Below are 21,705 nucleotides of genomic sequence, written 5' to 3'. Positions count from 1 at the left end.
TGCGATCAAACTGTGGGAGCGGGCTTGCTCGCGAAGGCGGTCTCCCATTCAGGGAAAATCTCCATGACTCAACACAAAGACCTGCTCATCGTCGGCGCCGGCATCCTCGGCCTGTCCCACGCCTACGCCGCCGCCAAACGCGGCCTCAAGGTCAGCGTTTTCGAACGCACTGCCACGCCCCTCGGCGCTTCGGTGCGCAACTTTGGTCAGGCGCTGGTCACCGGTCAGCCACCGGGGCCGATGCTTGAACTGGCCAAGGCCAGCCGCGAGATCTGGGGTGGCTGGGCGCAACTCGCCGGTCTTCAGATCAAGCGCAACGGCTCGTACCTGTTCGCCCGCAGCGAAGCCGAAGAACACTTGCTCGAAGCTTTCTGCAACGGCCGCGCCGTGGAGCACGGGTACAACGTCGCCTTGCTGCGTGGCGCTGCCCTGCGTGATCTGTACCACGGTCAGTTCAGTCATCACCGCGCGGCGTTGCACGGCCTGGACGATCAACAGCTGTACTCGCGCGAAGTGATTTCGGCGTTGATCGACTATCTGCGCCGCGACCTCGGCGTCGAGTTTCACTTCAATACGCTGGTGCGCGACGTCGAACCGGCGCGCCTGCACAGCACCGCCGGCAGCTTCACGGCGAAGCAGATTATCGTCTGCTCCGGCCACGATTATCAGACCCTGCTAGCCGAGCCGATTGCCGCGCTCGACCCGCAGATCTGCCGCCTGCAAATGCTCCGCGCCAAACCGCAGATCGAGCTGAATCTGCAACACGCCTTGCTCACCGGTTTGAGCTGCGTGCACTACGGCGCCTTCGCCGATTTGCCAGAAGCGGCGGCGGTGCAGGCGCAGATCCTGCGCGAACAACCGCACCTGCACGACAACGGCATTCACCTGCTGATCAGTCCGACGCCGTATGGCGAGCTGATCATCGGCGACTCGCACCATTACGGCAGCGATCCGTCGCCGTTCAACGCCGAGCAAGTGGACAACTGGATGCTCGAACTGGCCGAGCACACGCTGGGCTGCAAGGTGCAAGTGGTCGAGCGCTGGCAGGGCGTCTACGGTGCCCGTGGGCCGGGGCCGTTTTCGTTGCTGCGCCCGGCACCGGGGCTGAGTGTGGCGTTGATGCACACCGGCGTCGGCATGAGCGTCGGCCCGGCACTGGCCGAGCGCAACGTGGCGCAATGGCTGGAGGAAATGTGATGGCGGGGCATGCGCAAGTCGTTGACCGGGTGTTTGCGCTGTATGAACGCTTTGGTGCTAGTGATTACATCGGCGAGCCGGTGTCGCAGATCGAACACATGTCTCAGGCAGCGCAGTTGGCGATGGCTGAAGGCCTTGATGATGAAGTGGTGCTCGCCGCGTTCTTCCACGACATCGGCCACCTGTGCGCCGAAGGTGCCGAGAACATGGGCGGTTATGGCGTGGTCAGCCATGAGCGGTTGGGGGCGGATTATTTGCGTGAGGCGGGATTCAGTGAGCGCCTGGCGCGGTTGGTGGAATATCACGTTGAGGCCAAGCGCTATCTGACCTTGCGTGAGCCTGGGTATTTCGAGCGCCTGAGTGAAGCGAGTCGCCGCACGCTGGAATATCAGGGCGGGGTGATGACGGAGGCTGAGGCGGACATGTTTGAGCGGGATCCGTTGTGTGCGGTGAGTTTGCGGATGCGGCAGTGGGATGAGTTGGCCAAGGAGAGGGAGGTGCCGGTGATGGATTTGGGTGTGCTGAAGCGCAAGGCTGAGGTTTTGTTGTCGGCTGAGTGATTGCAACCCTCACCCCAGCCCTCTCCCGGAGGGAGAGGGAGCCGACCGTGTTGTTCTTGGGCCCTACATCGATCTGAAATATCCAGTCGAACTCAGGTTTTGAAAAGCCAGAAGATCTGCTCCCTTCCCCCTCTACCCCTTGGGGGAGAGGGCTGGGGTGAGGGGGTAGCGATCTAAAGCTCAAGCACCCGATCAACCAACGCCTCAATCTGCTCCTGCCGCTCCGCCTGATTCAACTTCGCATGCGGATTGAGCGAAGACCACTGCGGATGCGCCCGCGCCTTGCTCAGCGCATCCGGCAACTTGCCTTCGCGCCAGGTCTTGTCCTGCGGGGTGGCGACCTGAACCGCCTCCATCGCCGCATGCCCGCGCTGATCGAGCGCCAGCAACAGTTGGCGCTGCCGCAACGCCAGCAGCCGCAACACCCCGTCATCCACGGTCAACTCCCGCTGGCCCCTGATCTTGCCCAGCAAGCGGCTGCCATAACTGCGCGCCGTTTGTAGCGCACCACCGGCAATCGCACCGGCCAAAGCCGCCGCACCGAGGGTAATCCCGCCCACCAGCAAATCCACCCCAGCCCCCGCCGCGGCACCGGCAGCAATCCCGCCGCCCACCCGCACGCCGAGTTGCTTCAGGGTTTCCGGGTTGAACAGATCATCGCCCCAACGCCCATCGAGCAACGGCAGATCACTCGCCGCCGCATCCTGCGGGCGAAACGCATAGAGCTTGAGCAACGCTTCGACGCATTTCTGTTCACGCTGGCGCACGGCTTTGCGCAGTTCGCTGATCGCTTGCTGCTCCTGCTCGGCCTCGCTGACCACGCTGCGTCGGCAGGCGGCGCAGTCGATCAGCAATTCGGCGATCAAACGCGCCGCACTTTGTTGGCGGGCGAGACGCTGGGTCTGTTGATCGGCGATCAAGCGCTCCAGTTGCGGACGGGCGTTTTCCAGCAACAGCGCAAGGCTTTCGTACAGGCGCCGCTCGCCATCTTCCGGCGGCGCAACGCTGTCGAAGCGCACCAACGCATGCAGGCCGAGCCGCGCCAACGCTTCGCGCCAGTCCGGCTCGCGATGGTTGGCGCTGCTGACGAAATTCAGCACCGGCAACAGCGGCTTGCCGCAACTGGCCAGCACTTCGAGTTCGTCACGATACTTAGCCAGCACCGGTTCGCGGGCGTCGATCACATACAGACCGGCGTCGGACGCGAGTAGCTGTCGCAGGACTTTCGCCTCCTGTTCGAAACGCTGACGTGCTTCGCTGCCGTCGAGAAACCGCGCCAGTCGCGCCGGGCCGTCGAGACGTTCGCCGGGGCGCTCCAGACGCTCGAGGAAATCCAGCAGGGCGATGGCGTCTTCCAGCCCCGGCGTGTCGTAGAGATCGAGCAACGGCTCGCCGTCCACCGACAACCGCGCACCCTCGACATGTCGAGTGGTGCTCGGCCGGTGCGAGACTTCGCCGAAGCCGACGTCGCGGGTCAGGGTGCGCAGCAGCGAAGTCTTGCCGACGTTGGTGTGGCCGACCACCGCGAGTTTCAGCGGCGCTTTCCGGGCATCAGTCATGACCGCTCTCCAGCCAGTTCATCGGCGCGCAATCGGCGAACGGCAACTCCAGTTGTTGCAGCGCAACGTGCCAGTCGCCGAGACGGGCACTGTCCAGCGCTTCACCGGGCGGTGCTTGCAGCAGCCAGACCCGGGTGGCGCTGGCGTTGCGCGCCAGTTCGGCGATCAGCGCGATGCTGCCGCGATCCGGCGAGCGCCGAGGATCGCAGGCGATCAGCAGGCGCGCCGGAGGGAAACGGCTGAGCTGTTCGAGCAGTTTGTGCCGTGATTCGCGGCTGTCGAGGATGCCGGCGTTGCTCACGGTTTTCGGCAGGGCCGGTGGCCACGGGCGCTGATCGTCGAGTTCGATGGCCACCAGCAAAGCGCCGTCGCTGGCGTGTTCGCTGACGCTGCTTTCGACCCGATGCAACTGCTCCGGCGCAGCGTCGTTGATGCCGAGGCGTTCGCTGGTCGGCATCAGCCGTTCACGCAACTGGGCGTAACCGGGCAGGTTCAGGTCCAGCGTCAGCGCGGCTTTGCCGCGACTCCAGCGCCAGAAACACAACAGCGCCAGCAGCAGGCGCGGCAGCACGCCGTAGACCACCAGCACGCCGACCAGCCAGGTTGCCCAGGCCTGGCGCGCGCTTTCGATATCCAGCGCTGCGCCGCCGCTGGCGCGGATCATCTCTACGGTCGGCACGTTGAAGCCGAGCAGCGCCGGCAGCGCGCCGAGGGCTTGGGTCAGGTTGATGAAGGTGTCGGCGCTGAGAATGGTGGTTTCCCAGACGAAACCATAGCGCCGGGTCGCCATCAGCGTCAGCAGCAGCAGCAGCGCGCTGAGCATCGCCAGCAACCACAGACCGTTGACCAATGTGCCGAGCGCCCAGCGATTGAGTTTTTTGCGTTGCAGCATCAGCAGCAGGGCCGGCGCGAGTTGCGCGGCTTTGGCATCGCGAGCGAGTTTTTCGCTGAGCCACAGCCACAAGCGCCCGAGGGTGGCGCCGTGTTCACCGGCAAAGATCAGCCCCAGCGCCCAGCTCAGCAGCAGAATCAGGTTCAATCCGAGCAGGCTGCCCAAGGCCCAGAACACATTCACCGGTGTCTGGCTCAGCGCGGCGAAGGCCAGACCGGCGCCGCTCAGCAGCGCAAAAATGACCAGCAGCACCAGCGCCAGACGCGCGCCTTGCAGCCAGTGCTGGAGTGCTGCGCTCAGCCCGTCGCGCTCGGCCAGCCACACGGCGCGGCGCTGAATACGGCCCGGCAGATCGCCGCCGGCCGCGCGGGCCAGTCGATTGGCTTCCAGATCCTCCAGGGGACCTGCGTGTTCTTCGCGCAGGCGGATGGTTTCGGTCAGCCAGAGGTTTTGCAGTGGAGTCAGTTCAGTCACGCGCCATTCCGTTGCTCGATTGAGCAGTGAGCATAACCGCTGTGGCGCTTATCGGGTCAAGCGAGGCTCTGGTATCCTCGCCGGCATGACTAAATCACTCCCCCTCAGCCTGATCGCAGCCCTCGGTGAAAACCGCGTGATCGGCGTCGACAACAGCATGCCCTGGCACCTGCCGGGGGACTTCAAATACTTCAAGGCCACGACCCTCGGCAAGCCGATCATCATGGGCCGCAAGACCTGGGACTCCCTCGGCCGTCCGCTGCCGGGCCGCTTGAACATCGTGGTCAGCCGTCAGCCGGATCTGCTGCTGGAAGGGGCGGAGGTGTATCCGTCGCTGGAAGCTGCAGTGGTGCGCGCCGAGGAATGGGCGAAAGCGCAGGGCGTCGATGAGTTGATGCTGATTGGCGGCGCGCAGTTGTATGCGCAAGGGCTGGCGCAGGCAGATCGTTTGTATCTGACCCGAGTGGCGCTGAGCCCGGAAGGAGATGCGTGGTTTCCGGAGTTTGACCTGAACCAGTGGAAGCTGGTGTCGAACGTGCCGAATCCGGCCGAGGGCGACAAGCCCGCTTACAACTTCGAAGTCTGGGAAAAAGCTTAAAAGCTTCGCGAGCAAGCCCGCTCCCACATTGGATTTGTGTCGATCACAGATCCAATGTGGGAGCGGGCTTGCTCGCGAAGAGGGCAGGTCAGGCAAAGAAGAATTTAAGCCTGAGCAAGCTCCGCATGCTCATCCGCATCCAGCAGTGCTTTATCGGTCTGCTGCATCACTTGGCTGGTAATCGCACCGGCCGTGATCGAACCACTCACGTTCAACGCCGTGCGCCCCATGTCGATCAGCGGCTCCACCGAAATCAGCAGCGCCACCAGTGACACCGGCAAGCCCATCGCCGGCAGCACGATCAGCGCAGCAAACGTCGCGCCGCCACCAACACCGGCCACACCGGCGGAACTCAGGGTCACAATCGCCACCAGCGTCGCGATCCACAGCGGGTCCAGCGGGTTGATGCCGACTGTTGGCGCAACCATCACCGCCAACATCGCCGGGTACAGACCGGCGCAACCGTTCTGGCCGATGGTCGCACCGAACGAGGCGGCGAAACTGGCGATCGACTGCGGAATGCCCAGACGACGGGTCTGCGCTTCGATGCTCAGCGGAATGCTCGCCGCGCTGGAACGGCTGGTGAACGCGAACGTCAGCACCGGCCAGATCTTGCGGAAGAACCGCAGCGGATTGATCCCGGCCGCCGACACCAGCAGGCCGTGCACCACGAACATCAGGCCCAGACCGAGGTACGAGACCACGACGAAACTGCCGAGCTTGATGATGTCCTGCAGGTTGGAACCGGCAACCACTTTGGTCATCAGCGCCAGCACGCCGTACGGGGTCAGCTTCATCACCAGACGCACCAGACGCATCACCCAGGCTTGCAGGGTGTCGATGGCGTTGATCACTTTCTGACCTTTCTCGGCATCATCCTTGAGCAGTTGCAGCGCCGCGACCCCGAGGAACGCGGCGAAGATCACCACGCTGATGATCGAGGTCGGCTTGGCGCGGGCCAGGTCGGCGAACGGGTTCTGCGGAATGAACGACAGCAGCAGCTGCGGCACATTCAGGTCGGCAACCTTGCCGGCGTAGTCGGTCTGGATGGTTTGCAGGCGGGCCATTTCCTGCGTGCCGGCGACCAGGCCTTCGGCGGTGAGGCCGAACAGGTTGGTCAGGCCGATACCGATCAGCGCCGCAATCGCGGTGGTAAACAGCAGGGTGCCGATGGTCAGGAAGCTGATCTTGCCCAGCGACGAGGCGTTGTGCAGACGCGCGACCGCACTGAGGATCGAGGCGAACACCAGTGGGATCACGATCATTTGCAGCAACTGCACGTAGCCGTTGCCGACCAGATCGAACCAGCCGATCGAGGCTTTCAGTACCGGGTTGCCGGCACCGTAAACAGTGTGCAGGGCAACACCGAAGGCTACGCCGAGCACCAGCGCGAGCAGGACTTTTTTTGCCAGGCTCCAAGTGGTGTGGCGGGTTTGCGCCAGACCGAAGAGCAGGGCGAGGAACACCAGCAGATTGAGGATCAGCGGCAGATTCATGAAGACTCCGATAAGACTTGTGCCAGTCGCCTTCTTGGGCAACTGCGAACCGGCAAGCCTAACAGTTTGATTTCCAATGAATTAATACCGAAATCGCAGGTTGTCCGTCGTTTTTGGAATAAGCACTTGTCGCTCTCGGCAATGCAACTGGCGTTGAGGAGACGTAAGCGGTCGCTGACAGACGAGGACTGTCACACTTATTTGTTAGCGTCGATGTCTTTCAGTCAGGGAGAAAACGCCGATGAAGTTCGCACCGAAAATGCTCGCTGTGGTTCTTGGATTGGGCTTGGCCGCTCACGCATTCGCCACCGACCTGAAGCACTGGCCGGCGGATCAGGCCAAGGCACTCGACGCGATGATCGCCGCCAATGCCAACAAGGGTAACTACGCGGTGTTCGACATGGACAACACCAGCTACCGATACGACCTTGAAGAGTCGTTGCTGCCGTTCATGGAAAACAAGGGGCTGATCACCCGCGACAAACTCGACCCCTCGCTGAAACTGATGCCGTTCAAGGACACCGCCGACCATAAGGAAAGCCTGTTCAGTTACTACTATCGCCTGTGCGAAGTCGACGACATGGTCTGCTACCCGTGGGTAGCGCAGGTGTTCTCCGGCTTCACTCTCAAGGAACTCAAGGGCTACGTCGATGAGCTGATGGCGTCGGGCAAACCGGTGCCGGCCACTTATTACGAAGGCGATGTAGTGAAGAACATCGATGTGCAGCCGCCGAAAGTCTTCACCGGCCAGGCCGAGCTGTACAACAAGCTGATGGAGAACGGCATCGAGGTTTACGTGATGACCGCCGCCTCCGAAGAACTGGTGCGCATGGTCGCGGCCGATCCGAAGTATGGCTACAACGTCAAACCGCAGAATGTGATCGGCGTGACCACGTTGCTGAAGAACCGCGAAACCGGCGAGCTGACTACTGCGCGCAAGCAGATCACCGCCGGCAAGTATGACGAGAAGGCCAACCTCGGCCTGGAACTGACCCCGTACCTGTGGACCCCGGCGACCTGGATGGCCGGCAAACACGCGGCGATTCTGACCTATATCGACGAGTGGAAAAAACCGGTGCTGGTGGGCGGCGATACCCCGAGCAGCGACGGCTACATGCTGTTCCACGATGTGGATGTGGCCAAGGGCGGCATTCACTTGTGGGTCAACCGCAAGGACAAATACATGACCCAGCTCAACGGCATGATGGCCAAACACGCAGCGGCGCAGGCCAAGGAAGGATTGCCGGTGACGGCGGACAAAAACTGGGTGATCGTCAAGCCTGAAGAAATCCAGTAAGCCCCCAATCCCTGTTGGAACTCAGATTCCAGAATCACTGACAGTCCCTTGTGGGAGCGGGCTTGCTCGCGAAGAGGGAGTGTCAGGCGGGAGATTTTTTGACCGGTAGACCGCTTTCGCGAGCAAGCGCGCTCCCACAGTTTTGATCTTCATTGTTTTTGGATCAGGCAAAAAAATGCCCCGCACTTTGGCGGGGCATTTTTGTTTTTGCGATTGACGCTTACAGCCCGTCGAGCATCGCCTTGTTACGCACCGCACCCTTGTCGGCGCTGGTCGCCAGCAGGGCGTAGGCCTTGAGCGCAGTGGTCACTTTGCGTGGACGCTGCTCGACCGGTTTCCAGCCTTTCTTGTCCTGTTCGACCCGGCGCGCAGCCAGTTCTTCATCGCTGACCAACAGGTTGATCGAGCGGTTCGGGATGTCGATCAGCACTTTGTCGCCGTCCTGCACCAGACCGATCGCGCCACCGGCCGCAGCCTCTGGCGAAGCGTGGCCGATCGACAGGCCGGAAGTACCGCCAGAGAAACGACCGTCGGTGAGCAACGCACAGGCTTTGCCCAGACCTTTGGACTTCAGGTACGAGGTCGGGTAGAGCATTTCCTGCATGCCCGGGCCGCCTTTCGGGCCTTCGTAGCGAATGATGACGATGTCGCCTTCCTTCACTTCGTCGGCGAGGATGCCGCGCACCGCGCTGTCTTGGCTTTCAAAGATCTTCGCGTTGCCTTCGAAGACGTGGATCGACTCGTCGACGCCTGCGGTTTTCACCACGCAGCCGTCGAGGGCGATGTTGCCGTACAGCACGGCCAGGCCGCCTTCTTTCGAGTAGGCGTGTTCGAAGCTGCGGATGCAGCCGTTTTCACGGTCGTCATCGAGGGTTTCCCAACGAGTCGACTGGCTGAACGCGGTCTGGGTCGGGATGCCCGCCGGGCCGGCCTTGAAGAAGTGGTGCACGGCTTCATCGTCGGTCTGGGTGATGTCCCACTTGGCGATGGCTTCTTCCATGCTGCGGCTGTGCACGGTCGGCAGGTCGGTGTGCAGCAGGCCGCCACGGGCCAGCGAACCGAGAATGCTGAAGATGCCGCCAGCGCGGTGCACGTCTTCCATGTGGTACTTCTGGATGTTCGGCGCCACTTTGCACAGTTGCGGCACGCTGCGCGAGAGACGGTCGATGTCGCGCAGGTCGAAATCGATCTCGGCTTCCTGAGCCGCAGCCAGCAAGTGCAGGATGGTGTTGGTCGAACCGCCCATGGCGATGTCGAGCATCATCGCGTTCTCGAACGCCTTGAAGTTGGCGATGTTGCGCGGCAGCACCGACTCGTCGTTCTCGCCGTAGTAACGCTTGCACAGTTCGACGATGGTGCGACCGGCCTGCAGGAACAACTGCTCGCGGTCGCTGTGGGTCGCGAGGGTCGAACCGTTGCCCGGCAATGCCAGGCCCAGCGCTTCGGTCAGGCAGTTCATCGAGTTGGCGGTGAACATGCCGGAGCATGAACCGCAGGTCGGGCAGGCGCTGCGCTCGTACTCGGCAACCTTCTCGTCAGAAGCGCTGGAGTCGGCGGCGATCACCATGGCGTCGACGAGGTCGAGGCCGTGGGAAGCGAGTTTGGTCTTGCCGGCTTCCATCGGGCCGCCGGAAACGAAGATCACCGGAATGTTCAGGCGCAAAGCGGCCATCAACATGCCCGGGGTGATCTTGTCGCAGTTGGAGATGCAGACGATGGCGTCGGCGCAGTGGGCGTTGACCATGTATTCGACAGAGTCGGCGATGATCTCGCGGCTCGGCAGCGAATAGAGCATGCCGTCGTGACCCATGGCGATGCCGTCATCCACGGCGATGGTGTTGAATTCTTTCGCTACGCCACCGGCGCGTTCGATTTCCCGGGCAACCAGTTGACCGAGGTCTTTGAGGTGCACGTGGCCCGGCACGAACTGGGTGAAGGAGTTGGCAATGGCGATGATCGGCTTCTTGAAGTCGTCATCTTTCATCCCGGTGGCGCGCCACAGTGCGCGGGCGCCGGCCATGTTGCGGCCGTGGGTGGATGTTTTCGAGCGGTAATCTGGCATGGAGCACTCCGGGCGGCTAATCAGGTATCAAAAGGGAGTGAGCTTCTATTGACGTCTGGAACACTCAGAAATGGCCGTGTGTCCTGGATGTTGCCGATGACTTTGCGGGATCGCCGCTTGCCTCAGCCTGAGCTCATAAACCCGCCGGGGGATGAATGGCGATGAATCAGCCGATTCTACACCGCTGGCGTCTGGAGGGAATGGCGCAAAGTGTTGTTCCAGTGCCGACGGTGCGTATGGCATGACGACCGGCAGGCTCAATCGCTGCCAGAGGGCGTGACGGCGCCGTTCTCGATAATGCTGGCGCGATGGCTGATCCTCTTGTTCAGCGCCAGCGCGATGCAACTCAGCAGGACAAAACAGTAGCCGAGAGTGGCCTGCAGGTTGCCTGGACTCAGGCTGATCAGCGCACTGATCAACCCGCCGCAGATGAAGATGATCGTGCTACCGGCCGAGGCCGAAGTACCGGCGTTCTCCGGGAACAGGCCCATGGCGCGTGAGGTGGCGGCCGGGCGTGCAATGGTGGTGCCGGCGGTGCAGATCAGCATAGGGATCAATACCGTGACGGGCGAGAGTGCGAAGTACTGCGACAGGAATAGCATCACCAGCCCTGCCAGCAGAATCAGGCTCAACCCGGCCACGATCTGTTGCGCAGAGCTGATGCGCCGGCTCAACAGCGTGGCGGCAATCCCGCCGGTCACATAGGCCGCACCGTAGATCAGCAGGATCAGCGAGAAGTCGTAGGCTGACAGCTGCAACTGATCCATGAAGATCAATGGCGAAATGACGATGAACGAGAAGTGGCAGGCGAACGCGAAAGCCGAAATCAGCCAGTAGCCGACGAACTCGAAATCCCCCAGCACCCGTCGATAGGCGCTGAGAAAGTTGAGCGGTGTGCCCTTGGCGACTGGCCGACCGCCGTCCAGAAACAGCCAGGCCTTGAGCAACACCACCGCCGCCAGTGCGATGAACAGCCAGAAGCTGCCACGCCAGCCCAGGGTCGCCTGCAGAAAGGTTCCGGCCAGCGGTGATATGGAGATGAAGATCCCGGTGGCGGTCACCATCAGGATCCGCAGGCGATCGCGCTCTGCGCCCTCGAACAGATCCTGCACCAGCGCCTGTGACAGGACGAAACAGCCACAACCGATGGCCTGCACGATGCGAAAAGTCATGAACAATGTGTAGTCGCTGGTCATTACGCAGCCGATGGCGCCGAGGATCGAGACAGCCATGCCGGCGAGCAGTAACCCCTTGCGCCCGATGACGTCGGACAACGGCCCGATCAACAGTTGGGCAAAGGCAATGCCCACCGCGAACAGGCTGATCGACAGGGCGATGTCGGTCGGAGTGCTGGCGAAGTGTTCAGCCAGCGCCGGGAACGACGGCAGCAGGACGTCCAGCGGAAACACCCCCAGCAGCACCATGGCCAAAAGCAGGCTGATCGCCCCGCGTCGTTGTCGGGTCGTTACCACCGTTCTTCCTTCAAGCATCGATCAGTCCTGCCTTGGCGAAAAGTTTGCGGTTGTTGGGTAGCGCGAAGAATCCGGCTTTTTCGAGTGCAGCAAGCGTAGCCGTCGCTCCGGATCGGGCACGCTGGCGGCTGGCCTGTTCGTTGGTCAGGCTGTCGAGGATTTCCTTGATCGCACCTTCGCCAATGCCGGCGCGGCGCAGGCTTTGGTGCAGCCATTGCTCGTCGACTTCGAAGAAGGTCGCCAGGGTCTCCAGCAAGGTTCTGGCCGTAAAGGCGCGCTGGCGGCTGTTCAGGGTCAACCAGAGGTAGTGAAAGACCTCGGAAAAAAAACGGCTGTGGCGCGCTTCATCAGCGAGATGGTCGCGCAGCATGTCGTTCACGCTGCTGACCAGCGTTTCCCGACACACATCCAGCAACTCCCGGGCAATGATGGTTTCGGAGACGAAGCCGAGCAGAAACCATGCCAGCGGGCGTTTGCTCTCCGGTGTTCGGGCAATCTGACCGGTCAGGCGGGTGATGCGCAACGGCACCTGCTGACGACCGGTGAAACCATGCAGTTCGGCGATCTGTTCGGCCAGATGATGGGAGAACAGTGCGTGATAACCCTCGTCGGTATAGAGCTGCAGCGCGGCGGTTTTCATCCTTGACGGAATGTGCGCGGGCAACTCACCGTGGACGATGGTTTCCACGGCGCGGTTGACGATGCGGTGTTCCAGCAGCGTGGTGTAGTCGAGAAAGTGCACCAGGTGGTTGGCAGCCAGCCGATGCATGACCTTGCTGCCTGCGGCTTCGATCGCCGGGTGGGACAGATACGGCAGGAATGCCGGCGGAAACCAGAAGCGGGTTTGCAGTTGCAACTGCAGGTCTGCCGGCAACTGGTAGTCGTGCCGGCTGGTGCGTACCGAAGCGTGGTTGTTCCAGTCGCCGAGGGTGAATCGAAGCGCCCAGGACTCTGGCGCTTCGGGCTGATCCACGGTTGATGCGCTCATTTGCGCGTCTCCTGCAACAGGTCGCGCATTTCCTGACACATCGCCTGACCGTCGCTAGCGCCGCAGCCGACAAAGAACAACGGTTGTTCAGCGCTGCCTTCGAGTTTGAGCAGGGCTTCGACCTGGCGGTCGGTGAATGCCCCGGTCAGCCACGTTCCCAGGCCCAGCGCTGTGGCCACCAGTTGAAAGGTTTGCGACAGATGACCCGCCTCGACAAACGCCATGCGATAGGCGCGTGAGTGTTCATACTTCCACCAGAGCTTGTCGAAACGAGCGGTGATAAACAGACCCAGTGGCAGGTTATTGATGAAGTGCTGACCCGCCAGCAAATGACCCAGCGCGGGGTCGGGCAAAGGATTGACCCGGCTGAGTGCGTGTTCTGCCGAGTGGTAGGCGTAGACACCCGGTTCGAGGCCCTCGATATTGCGTGCCAGAAGAAATCCTTCACACGCATTCAACCCGCCACCTGAAGGACTGCTGCGGCGGGCGCCGAGGCCCTCGGCGATGCTCTCGTCGCGGTCATTGTCGCGATGGCGAAGAAAGCCCAGCGAGAGGTACAGCAGTGTACCGACGTCATTGAGCGTGATTGCTGCGCCAGTGAAGGAGCGGCAGGTTTTTCTCAGGCGCAGGACATTGCCCAAGCTGGCAACGGTCAGGGCCGCGGAGGCGGGCAGGGCGATTCGAGGTTCGTCTTGAGGTGTCGATCGATCTAGTGCGGGGGCCGGTGTAGTCAGCACCGCGTTGCAATGGTTCAGGTATTGCCTGGACCACTCGTGAATATTCTGGGGTATCTGTTCGCAGGGAATGTTCTGGGTGCCAATATGATAAATCTTCGACAATTCATCCCAGCCCCATGGCGGGCTGTCTATTTTTGCAACGGTTAATATGCCCGCGTTCAGAAGTTGTGAGTCTATTATGTTGCGTCTGTCGAACTGTTCCGGGTTATTGATAAGTTGTGCAAGTCGACAAGAGTAAGTCAGGTCAAGTTCATGTTGGGTGTGGTCTTTATAGTTCCAGACTATTTGTCCGGGCGTGCGCGGCAATATGAATAAATAGGGATTGATATGCATGTTGTGTTCATCGCTCTGGAACGGGTCGGAAGAACGCTGGGGTGCCGGCACTCCCCAGCGTTCTGGCTCACTTAGCGGGCTTTAGGCGCAACCAGGAAGGCCAGGTTTGCGATTTGGTTGGTTTCCAGAGTAATTGCTTTCATAAGTATGAACTCCTTGTTCATTGAGAGTGAATGTCACCGTCGTGGTGACAACTTAATAATAGGTTGTAATGAATTATTGGCAAGCGATACTTGGGTAGGAAATTTCTATTAATTTTGTCGGAGTGGGCGTGGTGCAAGGGCAAACTTGTAAGTATTAGATGATGAAATGTAATGCGCAGGGAAATGTCCTGCATGCATGTAGGAAGTTAGTTGTAGGAAAGAGGAAGAAATTCGACGACATTGCATCGCCGTAAAGCCAACGGGAAGCCCGCAGGCTCCCCGTTTCATGGGCCGATCAGCTGTTAGGCAGCAGGCGGCAGGTGATGCTCTTGATGTAGCGAGTCTCGGCGATGGCCGGGTGTACCGGGTGGTCTGGGCCCTGACCACCGCGTTCGAGCATCTGGATGTTGCGGTCCAGGTGACGGGCGCTGGTCAGCAGGATGTTCTGCAGATCGTCTTCCGGCAGGTGCATCGAGCACGAAGCGCTGACCAGAATGCCGTCCTTGGTCAGCAGGCGCATGGCTTGCTCGTTCAGACGACGGTAGGCGCCTTCACCGTTCTTCATGTCTTTCTTGCGCTTGATGAACGCTGGCGGGTCGGCAACGATCACGTCGAAACGTTCTTCGCTGGCCTTGAGTTCCTTCAGAGCTTCGAAGACGTCGCCTTCGATGCAGGTCATCTTGTCGGCGAAGCCGTTCAGCGCGGCGTTACGCTCGACGCCGTCGAGGGCGAAGCCCGACGCGTCGACGCAGAACACTTCGCTGGCACCGAACGCCGCAGCCTGCACGCCCCAGCCACCGATGTAGCTATAGAGGTCGAGCACGCGTTTGCCCTTGGCGTAAGGGGCGAGGCGGGCGCGGTTCATGCGGTGGTCGTAGAACCAGCCGGTTTTCTGGCCGCCAATGACCGGCGCTTCGAACTTCACGCCGTTCTCTTCCAGGGCGACCCACTCCGGCACCAGGCCGAACACGGTTTCGACGTAACGGTTGAGGCCTTCGGCATCACGGGCGGCGGAGTCGTTCTTGAACAGAATGCCGCTTGGCTTGAGCACTTGGGTCAGTGCGGCGATCACGTCATCTTTATGCGCTTCCATGGTCGCCGAGGCGATCTGCACCACGAGGATGTCGCCGAAACGGTCGACCACCAGACCCGGCAGCAGGTCGGAGTCGCCGTAGACCAGGCGGTAGAACGGTTTGTCGAACAGGCGCTCGCGCAACGACAGGGCCACGTTCAGGCGATGCACCAGCAGCGACTTGTCCAGAGACAGCTTGATGTCACGCGACAGCAGGCGCGCGCAGATCAGGTTGTTCGGGCTCATCGCGACGATGCCCAGCGGCTTGCCGCCCGCGGCTTCGAGGATCGCCTGATCGCCGGCCTTGAAGCCGTGCAGTGGCGTGGCGGCCACATCGATTTCGTTGCTGTAGACCCACAAGTGGCCGTTGCGCAGGCGACGGTCGGCGTTGGCTTTGAGGCGCAGGCTAGGCAGGGACATGACGTCGCTCCGGAAAAAAGAGCGGGAGTATACCGTGTTGCTCGGCCTGATTGGCTGGTGAGTGGACATGTGGCAAGTCATTGCCGGTGGAAGACATTACCTGTGGCGAGGGGATTTATCCCCGATCGGCTGCGCAGCAACCGCAAACCCCCAACGCAGTTTTCTGACTGACCGCGTAAGTCGATCTGGGACAGCTGCGCTGTCCATCGGGGATAAATCTCCTCACCACATAAACTCACAAGCCCACAGATCAGGCCGACAGCGCGTCGATCAACTCCTTGTTGAACGCCGGAATATCATCCGGCTGACGGCTGCTGATCAGGTGGCCGTCTTTGACCACTTCTTTATCCACCCAGTTGGCCCCGGCATTGACCAGGTCATCCTTGAGTGTCTTGAAACTGGTCATGGTCTTGCCATTGACCAGCCCGGCGGAAATCAGCAGCCAGCCGCCATGGCAGATCACTGCAATCGGTTTGCCGGCGGAGGCGCCGGTCTTGACCAGATGCTGGGCATCCTGATCGATGCGAATGGTGTCGGAGTTCTGCACGCCACCCGGCAGGACGATCGCGTCGTACTGCTCGCTGCTGGCGCCTTGAAAGGTCTGATCGACCTTGAAGTCATCCGCCGGTTTGTCGTGGTTCCAGCCTTTGACCTTGCCGGCCTCGGCGGAAAGGATGTCGACCTGGGCGCCGGCCTGCTCCAGTGCTTGCTTGGGCCCGGTCAGTTCGACCTGTTCGAAACCGTCTGTTACTAAAATGGCGACGCGTTTGCCAGTGAGGGAAGTAGCCATCGATAAGCTCCTGAGTCTGCGGGAAATTACCGCCGAGCCGGTGCTTGATTGTCCGGTCGGCCTTACAAAGTCCGAAGCCTGAGCGTGAATGAAAGTTCCTGACAATTGCCCACTGGTGTGTCGTCCTGCGGTTTTTAGAGGTTAGAATCGCCGCCTGTCCCAGAGTGTGTACTTATGTCCCAAGAGCTGACCACCGAACAGATTCAACAATCCCTGCAAGGCATCAGCGTGCCCGCGCAGCCGCAGATCATGGTGGATCTGCAGATGGAGCAGTACATGCCCGACCCGGACCTAGAGGTGATCGCCAAGCTGATCGCCCAGGATCCCGGCCTGTCCGGTTCTCTGCTGAAAATCGTCAACTCGCCGTATTACGGCCTGAGCAACAAGATCACTTCGATCCAGCGTGCGGTGAATCTGTTGGGCAGCCGTTCGATCATCAACCTGATCAACGCGCAGTCGATCAAGGGCGAGATGAACGATGACACCATCGTCACCCTCAACCGTTTCTGGGACACCGCCCAGGACGTGGCGATGACCTGCCTGACCCTGGCCAAGCGCATCGGCACCCAAGCCGGTGATGAAGCCTATGCCTTGGGGCTGTTCCACGACTGCGGCGTGCCGTTGATGCTGCAGCGCTTCCCCAACTACATGTCGGTACTGGAAAAGGCTTACGCCAATGCCAGCGCCGAATGCCGGGTGGTGGACACCGAGAACGCCGAGTTCAATACCAACCACGCCGTGGTCGGCTACTACACCGCCAAGTCGTGGCGCCTGCCGGAACACGTCAGCACGGCGATCGCCAATCACCACAATGCGCTGGCGATCTTCAGCGACGAATCCTCGCGCAACAGCCAGATGAAGAATCTGCTGGCGATCTTGAAGATGGCCGAGCACATCTGTGCGTCTTATCGGGTGCTGGGCAACCAGACTGAAGACCACGAGTGGAACAGCATTGGCCCGCTGATTCTCGATTACGTCGGTCTGTCGGACTACGATTTCGAAACCCTCAAACAGACGATCCGCGACCTCGGCGCGCATTGATTCGAGGACACCATGCCTGAACTGCCGGAAGTCGAAACCACCCGCCGGGGCATTGCTCCGCACCTGGAAGGCCAGCGCGTCAGCCGGGTGATCGTGCGGGATCGTCGGCTGCGCTGGCCGATCCCCGAAGATCTCGATGTGCGCCTGTCCGGGCAGCGCATCGTGCTGGTCGAGCGGCGGGCCAAGTATCTGTTGATCAATGCCGAAGTCGGCACGTTGATCAGTCACTTGGGCATGTCGGGCAACTTGCGGCTGGTGGAAGTCGGGTTGCCGGCGCTTAAGCATGAGCACGTCGATATCGAGCTGGAATCCGGTCTGGCGCTGCGCTACACCGATCCGCGCCGCTTCGGTGCGATGCTGTGGAGTACCGATCCGCTCAATCACGAACTGCTGATTCGCCTCGGGCCGGAACCATTGACCGATCTGTTCGACGGCGAGCGCCTGTTCCAGCTGTCGCGTGGGCGTTCGATGGCGGTCAAGCCGTTCATCATGGACAACGCGGTGGTGGTGGGTGTCGGCAACATTTACGCGACCGAAGCGCTGTTCGCTGCCGGGATCGATCCGCGCCGCGAAGCCAAAAGCATCTCCCGGGCGCGGTATCTGAAGCTGGCGATCGAGATCAAACGAATTCTTGCTGCAGCCATCGAGCGCGGCGGCACCACGTTGCGGGATTTCATCGGCGGTGACGGGCAACCGGGGTACTTCCAGCAGGAGCTGTTCGTTTATGGCCGTGGCGGCGAGCACTGCAAGGTCTGCGGCACCGGCCTGCGGGAAGTGAAGCTGGGGCAACGGGCCAGTGTGTTCTGTCCGCGCTGCCAGACCTGAGGCAAAAATCTGAAAAAGTCCTACGGTCTATAGTGAGTGGTCTCACTGTTCAGCCCGAAGGATCGTGCCATGAAGTCCTTGCAAGTCCTGTTTGCCGCACTGCTGCTGTGTTCCAGCCTGGCCGTTCAAGCCGCGGAAAACGGCAGCGGTGATCCTCGCTACGCCATCCAGAACCCTCCCGCCTACGCCATGATCGGCGATTTGCTGATTGCCCGACCTTTATTGGTGGTGGCAACGGTGCTGGGTGCGGGGGTGTTTGTGGTGTCATTGCCGTTTACCGCGCTGGGTGGCGGGGTAGGTGATGCGGGGCAGGCGCTGGTGGTGGATCCGGCGAAAGCGGCGTTTGTGCGCTGTTTGGGGTGTACAGGGGAGGGGGTTGAGCAGCGCGAGTGAGCTGATCAGGGTTTTGCGCTGCTGCTGATGGCCCTTTCGCGAGCAAGCTCGCTCCCACATTGGAGCGCATTTCAAATGTGGGAGCGAGCTTGCTCGCGAAGAGGCCCGGAAGAGCGCTACAAAACGTTCAGATCAGGCCTTGCCGGTAATCTTGCGGTACTTTTCCATCAACTGTTCTTCAGTCTCAGGATGCGCCTCGTCCAGTGGAATGCAATCCACCGGGCAGACCTGCTGGCACTGCGGTTCGTCGTAATGGCCGACGCACTGGGTGCACAGGTTCGGGTCGATCACGTAGATCTCTTCGCCTTGGGAAATCGCGGCGTTCGGGCACTCGGGTTCGCAGACGTCGCAGTTGATGCAATCGTCGGTGATGATCAGGGACATGCTAACTCCAGCCGGGGCGGCAGGCCCGGGCGCTATAAATCAATGCGCGCAATTGTGCCGCATTGGCGCCCGCAGTGCACGCGGGCGCCGTTTGAACGGTCGTTACTTCTTGAAGCGCAGGGTCAGGGCATCGGCCACGGCCGGGTGCACGAACTTGCTGATATCGCCGCCCAGCGCGGCGATTTCCCGCACCAGCGTCGAGGAAATGAACGAATAACGCTCGGACGGGGTGAGAAACAGGCTCTCGACGTCCGGGGCCAGTTGGCGGTTCATGTTGGCCAGCTGGAATTCGTATTCGAAGTCCGACACCGCACGCAGGCCACGCAGGAACACATTGGCGTTCTGCTCCTTGGCGAAATGCGCCAGCAGCGTCGAGAAGCCGACCACTTCGACGTTGGGCAGGTGTTTGGTGACCTCGCGAGCCAGCTCAACCCGTTGTTCCAGCGGGAACAGCGGGTTTTTCTTCGGGCTGGCGGCGACCGCAATGATCACGTGATCGAACAGGCGCGAGGCGCGTTCGACCAGATCGCCATGCCCTTTGGTAATAGGGTCGAAGGTACCTGGGTACAACACTCGGTTCATCGCGTCGTCCTGGCGGGAGTCCGTTGGGGAGTCGGATGGTATCGCAGCCGTCCCGGTCGGCCAAGTCGCCTGTTGGGTAAGAAAGCACTATAGACGACGCGATAAACCGGTTTTTTCACGGATTTCTCAGCCGATCGGCGAGGGCTGTCGCCAGCTGCGCGGTCAGGCCATACACCGACAATTGCGGGTTGGCGCCAATGCTGGTGGGGAACAGCGAGCCATCGTGAATCGACAGATTGCTCAGTTGATGATGCCGGCCAAGGCTGTCGGTGACTGCGTTTTTCGGGTCTTCGCCCATCGCACAACCGCCCATCACGTGGGCACTGCCCAGGCGCGTGCGATACAGCTCAAGGCTCAGACCGTTGATCAGCGTGCGGGCTTCGGCCAGGGTTTTCACGTAGCGCGCATCGGCGTGCATCGGCATCACGGCTTTGGCGCCGCCGGCAAACTGGATCTCGGCCATGCTGTGAAAGGCGCGGCGCAGGCCCTCCCAGGCGTAAGGCGAGACTTGATAGTCGAGCACCGGCGAGCCATCACCGCGCAGTTCGACACTGCCGCCGGGGCTGTCCGGGTGAAACCCGTCGCGCAGCAACGCCAGCATCGCATGGGTGTGCGGCAGGTCCGCCATGTGTTCGGCGTTCTGGGTGCCGAAGCCGCCGAGCAACGTCGCCGCGAGCGCCGGCTGCAGCGGTGGCACTTCGAGTTTGTAGCCCATCGGCCCACTGGTGCCGTCCTTCCACTGGAAATGATCCGAGTAGATCGACTGCGGCGCGCCGTAGAACGGATTGATCACTTCGTCGAAACGCCCGGCGGACATGTTCACCAGATGCAGAAACGTGCGTTTGCCGAGGCGCTGATGCGGATCCGGTGCATCCGAGCGCAGCAGCAGTGCCGGGCTGTTGATGCCACCGCCGGCCAGCACGTAATGCCGGGCCTTGACCGTGATTTTGCGTCCGGTCGGCGCGACGCAACGCTCGTCCATCGCCACGCATTGCAGGCCAGTGATCTTGTCGCCACTGATCAGCAGTTTTTCCGCGCGGGCCAGGTACAGCAACTCGCCGCCCTTTTCCAAGGTCGCCGGAATGGTGGTGACCAGCATCGACTGCTTGGCGTTGGTCGGGCAGCCCATGCCGCAGTAGCCGATGTTCCAGCAGCCACGCACGTTGCGCGGGATCACGTGCCAGCTGTAGCCGAGCTGTTCGCAGCCCTTGCGGATCACGTCGTTGTTGGCGTTGGGCGGGACCATCCACGGCGCGACGCCAAGACGCTGTTCCATTTTTTCGAACCACGGCGCCATCTCGGCCGGACTGTGGCCTTTGACGTTGTGCTCCTTGGCCCAGTGCTCGAGGGTCGGCTCGGGCGTGCGGAAACTCGAGGTCCAGTTGATCAGCGTGGTGCCGCCGACCGCACGGCCCTGGAGGATGGTAATCGCGCCGTCCTTGCTCATGCGGCCGATGCCTTCCTGATAGAGGCTGCTGTAGGCCTGGTCTTCGAGCATCTTGAAGTCGGAACTGGTCTTGAGCGGGCCTTCTTCGATCAGCAGCACTTTGTAACCGGCGACGCTGAGGATTTCTGCCGTGGTGCCGCCACCGGCACCGCTGCCGATGATCGCCACATCGGCTTGCAGCGTCAGGTCGCCGGTCAGTTGGGCGCCGTTGTAGGTTTTCCAGCCACGGGCGAGGCCTTCGCGGAACGGGTCGGGTACGGGCATTGATCAGGTTCTCTTTATTATTCTGGGAGCGGTGGTGTGGTGGCTGGCGCCTTCGCGAGCAAGCTCGCTCCCACATTGAAATGCATTCCCTTGTGGGAGCGAGCCTGCTCGCGAAGGGCGCGACTCGGTTTCAAACGGTAGGCGGGCCGGGGTAGCCGCAATGGCCCCAGGACTCGGCGCGGGTGTACCAGGCCATCATCACCATCTGCTGCAATGAGCTGTGGCCCATGCGCAGCAGGCTCAATGAGCTGTTCTGCCAGCGCTCGAGGAAGTGGCGCATGGTCTCGGGGCTGGCGTTTTCCCAACTGCCCCAGATCCCGGTGAGCGGACCGCGGGTGACGGTCATGCCGAGCACATCGAACAATTGCCGGGTGAGTTTGAGCATTTCCGGCGACAGGTGATCGAGGCTGTAGTCCAGCGACTTCAGAGTGCCATCCATCGCTCCGGGCATTTTCTCGGCGGCCACGGCGCCTTCGAGCATCACCGGAATCAGTGCGCGCAGAAACAGCAGGTCGCCGTCACGCAAAGTGACGAAGCCATTGGCTGCGACACTCGATGAACAGCCACTGAGGCTGGCGCCGAGGCCGGCGGTGGCGAGAAACGCTGTGGCGCCAAGGCTGAACTTCAGCAGGCCACGGCGCGACAGGGCAGGTGTTTCGGTCAGGCTTGGGTGCATTAT

20 protein-coding genes are annotated in these 21,705 nt (G+C 61.3%); 7 read left to right on the top strand and 13 right to left on the bottom strand.

What is annotated here, in order from left to right; all coding sequences use genetic code 11:
* Positions 1-63 precede the first annotated feature (63 nt).
* Together E3Z29_RS00545 and E3Z29_RS00540 are read left to right on the top strand one after the other, a co-directional pair.
* Positions 64-1,197 (top strand): TIGR03364 family FAD-dependent oxidoreductase, encoded by a 1,134-nt coding sequence (locus E3Z29_RS00545; RefSeq protein ID WP_134784894.1) that lies wholly within the window; start codon positions 64-66, stop codon positions 1,195-1,197.
* Positions 1,197-1,757 carry a phosphonate degradation HD-domain oxygenase gene (locus E3Z29_RS00540; protein WP_134787530.1) on the top strand — a complete coding sequence of 187 codons (561 nt, stop codon included), beginning with the start codon at positions 1,197-1,199 and terminating at the stop codon, positions 1,755-1,757. Before E3Z29_RS00545 ends, E3Z29_RS00540 begins: the two co-directional genes overlap by 1 nt.
* Before the next feature lie 173 nt (positions 1,758-1,930).
* Here E3Z29_RS00540 and E3Z29_RS00535 read toward each other — a convergent pair whose 3' ends face one another.
* Positions 1,931-3,316, bottom strand: coding sequence for a GTPase/DUF3482 domain-containing protein (locus E3Z29_RS00535; RefSeq protein WP_098966112.1), 1,386 nt, complete (start codon positions 3,314-3,316; stop codon positions 1,931-1,933).
* On the bottom strand, positions 3,309-4,682 hold the full coding sequence (locus E3Z29_RS00530) for a DUF2868 domain-containing protein (protein WP_134784893.1): 1,374 nt from the start codon (positions 4,680-4,682) through the stop codon (positions 3,309-3,311). Before E3Z29_RS00530 ends, E3Z29_RS00535 begins: the two co-directional genes overlap by 8 nt.
* A gap of 85 nt (positions 4,683-4,767) precedes the next feature.
* Between E3Z29_RS00530 and E3Z29_RS00525 the strand changes: the two genes are divergently transcribed.
* On the top strand, positions 4,768-5,280 hold the full coding sequence (locus E3Z29_RS00525) for a dihydrofolate reductase (RefSeq protein ID WP_098966109.1): 513 nt from the start codon (positions 4,768-4,770) through the stop codon (positions 5,278-5,280).
* 104 nt (positions 5,281-5,384) lie between these two features.
* On the opposite strand, the gene E3Z29_RS00520 is transcribed toward E3Z29_RS00525, so the two are convergent.
* Entirely contained in the window at positions 5,385-6,776 is a 1,392-nt protein-coding gene (locus tag E3Z29_RS00520; RefSeq protein ID WP_097088937.1) for an L-cystine transporter, read from the bottom strand.
* A 241-nt stretch (positions 6,777-7,017) separates the two neighbouring features.
* On the opposite strand from E3Z29_RS00520, the gene E3Z29_RS00515 reads away from it, so the two are divergent.
* Positions 7,018-8,073 carry a phosphorylcholine phosphatase gene (locus E3Z29_RS00515; protein ID WP_097088939.1) on the top strand — a complete coding sequence of 352 codons (1,056 nt, stop codon included), beginning with the start codon at positions 7,018-7,020 and terminating at the stop codon, positions 8,071-8,073.
* A 220-nt stretch (positions 8,074-8,293) separates the two neighbouring features.
* On the opposite strand, the gene ilvD is transcribed toward E3Z29_RS00515, so the two are convergent.
* The 6 genes from ilvD to E3Z29_RS00485 form a co-directional block, all read right to left on the bottom strand.
* A complete protein-coding gene (ilvD, locus tag E3Z29_RS00510) occupies positions 8,294-10,135 on the bottom strand; it encodes a dihydroxy-acid dehydratase (RefSeq protein ID WP_086792292.1) in 1,842 nt (613 codons plus the stop codon).
* Between the two features lie 257 nt (positions 10,136-10,392).
* Complete coding sequence (locus E3Z29_RS00505) at positions 10,393-11,625, bottom strand: MFS transporter (protein ID WP_134784892.1); 1,233 nt, start codon at positions 11,623-11,625, stop codon at positions 10,393-10,395.
* Positions 11,618-12,595 (bottom strand): diiron oxygenase, encoded by a 978-nt coding sequence (locus tag E3Z29_RS00500; RefSeq protein ID WP_134784891.1) that lies wholly within the window; start codon positions 12,593-12,595, stop codon positions 11,618-11,620. The genes E3Z29_RS00505 and E3Z29_RS00500 overlap by 8 nt, the downstream gene beginning before the upstream one ends.
* Positions 12,592-13,665 carry a SagB family peptide dehydrogenase gene (locus E3Z29_RS00495; RefSeq protein WP_134784890.1) on the bottom strand — a complete coding sequence of 358 codons (1,074 nt, stop codon included), beginning with the start codon at positions 13,663-13,665 and terminating at the stop codon, positions 12,592-12,594. The genes E3Z29_RS00500 and E3Z29_RS00495 overlap by 4 nt, the downstream gene beginning before the upstream one ends.
* A gap of 438 nt (positions 13,666-14,103) precedes the next feature.
* Entirely contained in the window at positions 14,104-15,300 is a 1,197-nt protein-coding gene (locus E3Z29_RS00490; protein WP_134784889.1) for a class I SAM-dependent rRNA methyltransferase, read from the bottom strand.
* Positions 15,301-15,550: 250 nt separating this feature from the next.
* Positions 15,551-16,090: a type 1 glutamine amidotransferase domain-containing protein gene (locus E3Z29_RS00485; RefSeq protein WP_027610555.1), complete on the bottom strand. Its 540-nt coding sequence runs from the start codon at positions 16,088-16,090 to the stop codon at positions 15,551-15,553.
* Positions 16,091-16,318: 228 nt separating this feature from the next.
* Here E3Z29_RS00485 and E3Z29_RS00480 point away from each other — a divergent pair, with 228 nt between their 5' ends.
* The 3 genes from E3Z29_RS00480 (at position 16,319) to E3Z29_RS00470 (ending at position 18,349) form a co-directional block, all read left to right on the top strand.
* Positions 16,319-17,131: an HDOD domain-containing protein gene (locus tag E3Z29_RS00480; protein ID WP_171061892.1), complete on the top strand. Its 813-nt coding sequence runs from the start codon at positions 16,319-16,321 to the stop codon at positions 17,129-17,131.
* A 12-nt stretch (positions 17,132-17,143) separates the two neighbouring features.
* A complete protein-coding gene (gene mutM / locus E3Z29_RS00475) occupies positions 17,144-17,956 on the top strand; it encodes a bifunctional DNA-formamidopyrimidine glycosylase/DNA-(apurinic or apyrimidinic site) lyase (protein ID WP_003229159.1) in 813 nt (270 codons plus the stop codon).
* Positions 17,957-18,025: 69 nt separating this feature from the next.
* Positions 18,026-18,349 carry a multidrug transporter gene (locus tag E3Z29_RS00470; protein ID WP_134784888.1) on the top strand — a complete coding sequence of 108 codons (324 nt, stop codon included), beginning with the start codon at positions 18,026-18,028 and terminating at the stop codon, positions 18,347-18,349.
* A gap of 132 nt (positions 18,350-18,481) precedes the next feature.
* On the opposite strand, the gene E3Z29_RS00465 is transcribed toward E3Z29_RS00470, so the two are convergent.
* The 4 genes from E3Z29_RS00465 to E3Z29_RS00450 form a co-directional block, all read right to left on the bottom strand.
* Positions 18,482-18,733, bottom strand: coding sequence for a YfhL family 4Fe-4S dicluster ferredoxin (locus E3Z29_RS00465; RefSeq protein WP_003195146.1), 252 nt, complete (start codon positions 18,731-18,733; stop codon positions 18,482-18,484).
* A gap of 102 nt (positions 18,734-18,835) precedes the next feature.
* Positions 18,836-19,315 carry a pantetheine-phosphate adenylyltransferase gene (gene coaD, locus E3Z29_RS00460; protein WP_003229157.1) on the bottom strand — a complete coding sequence of 160 codons (480 nt, stop codon included), beginning with the start codon at positions 19,313-19,315 and terminating at the stop codon, positions 18,836-18,838.
* A 115-nt stretch (positions 19,316-19,430) separates the two neighbouring features.
* A complete protein-coding gene (locus E3Z29_RS00455; protein WP_134784887.1) occupies positions 19,431-21,026 on the bottom strand; it encodes a GMC family oxidoreductase in 1,596 nt (531 codons plus the stop codon).
* Between the two features lie 130 nt (positions 21,027-21,156).
* Positions 21,157-21,702: a twin-arginine translocation pathway signal protein gene (locus E3Z29_RS00450; RefSeq protein ID WP_134784886.1), complete on the bottom strand. Its 546-nt coding sequence runs from the start codon at positions 21,700-21,702 to the stop codon at positions 21,157-21,159.
* Between the last annotated feature and the right edge of the window lie 3 nt (positions 21,703-21,705).

The organism is Pseudomonas sp. S150 (assembly GCF_004526365.1).
Lineage (GTDB): Bacteria > Pseudomonadota > Gammaproteobacteria > Pseudomonadales > Pseudomonadaceae > Aquipseudomonas > Aquipseudomonas putida_A.
The sequence above is the reverse complement of the archived record's forward strand: the minus strand, read 5'-3'. Positions and strand labels throughout refer to the sequence as shown.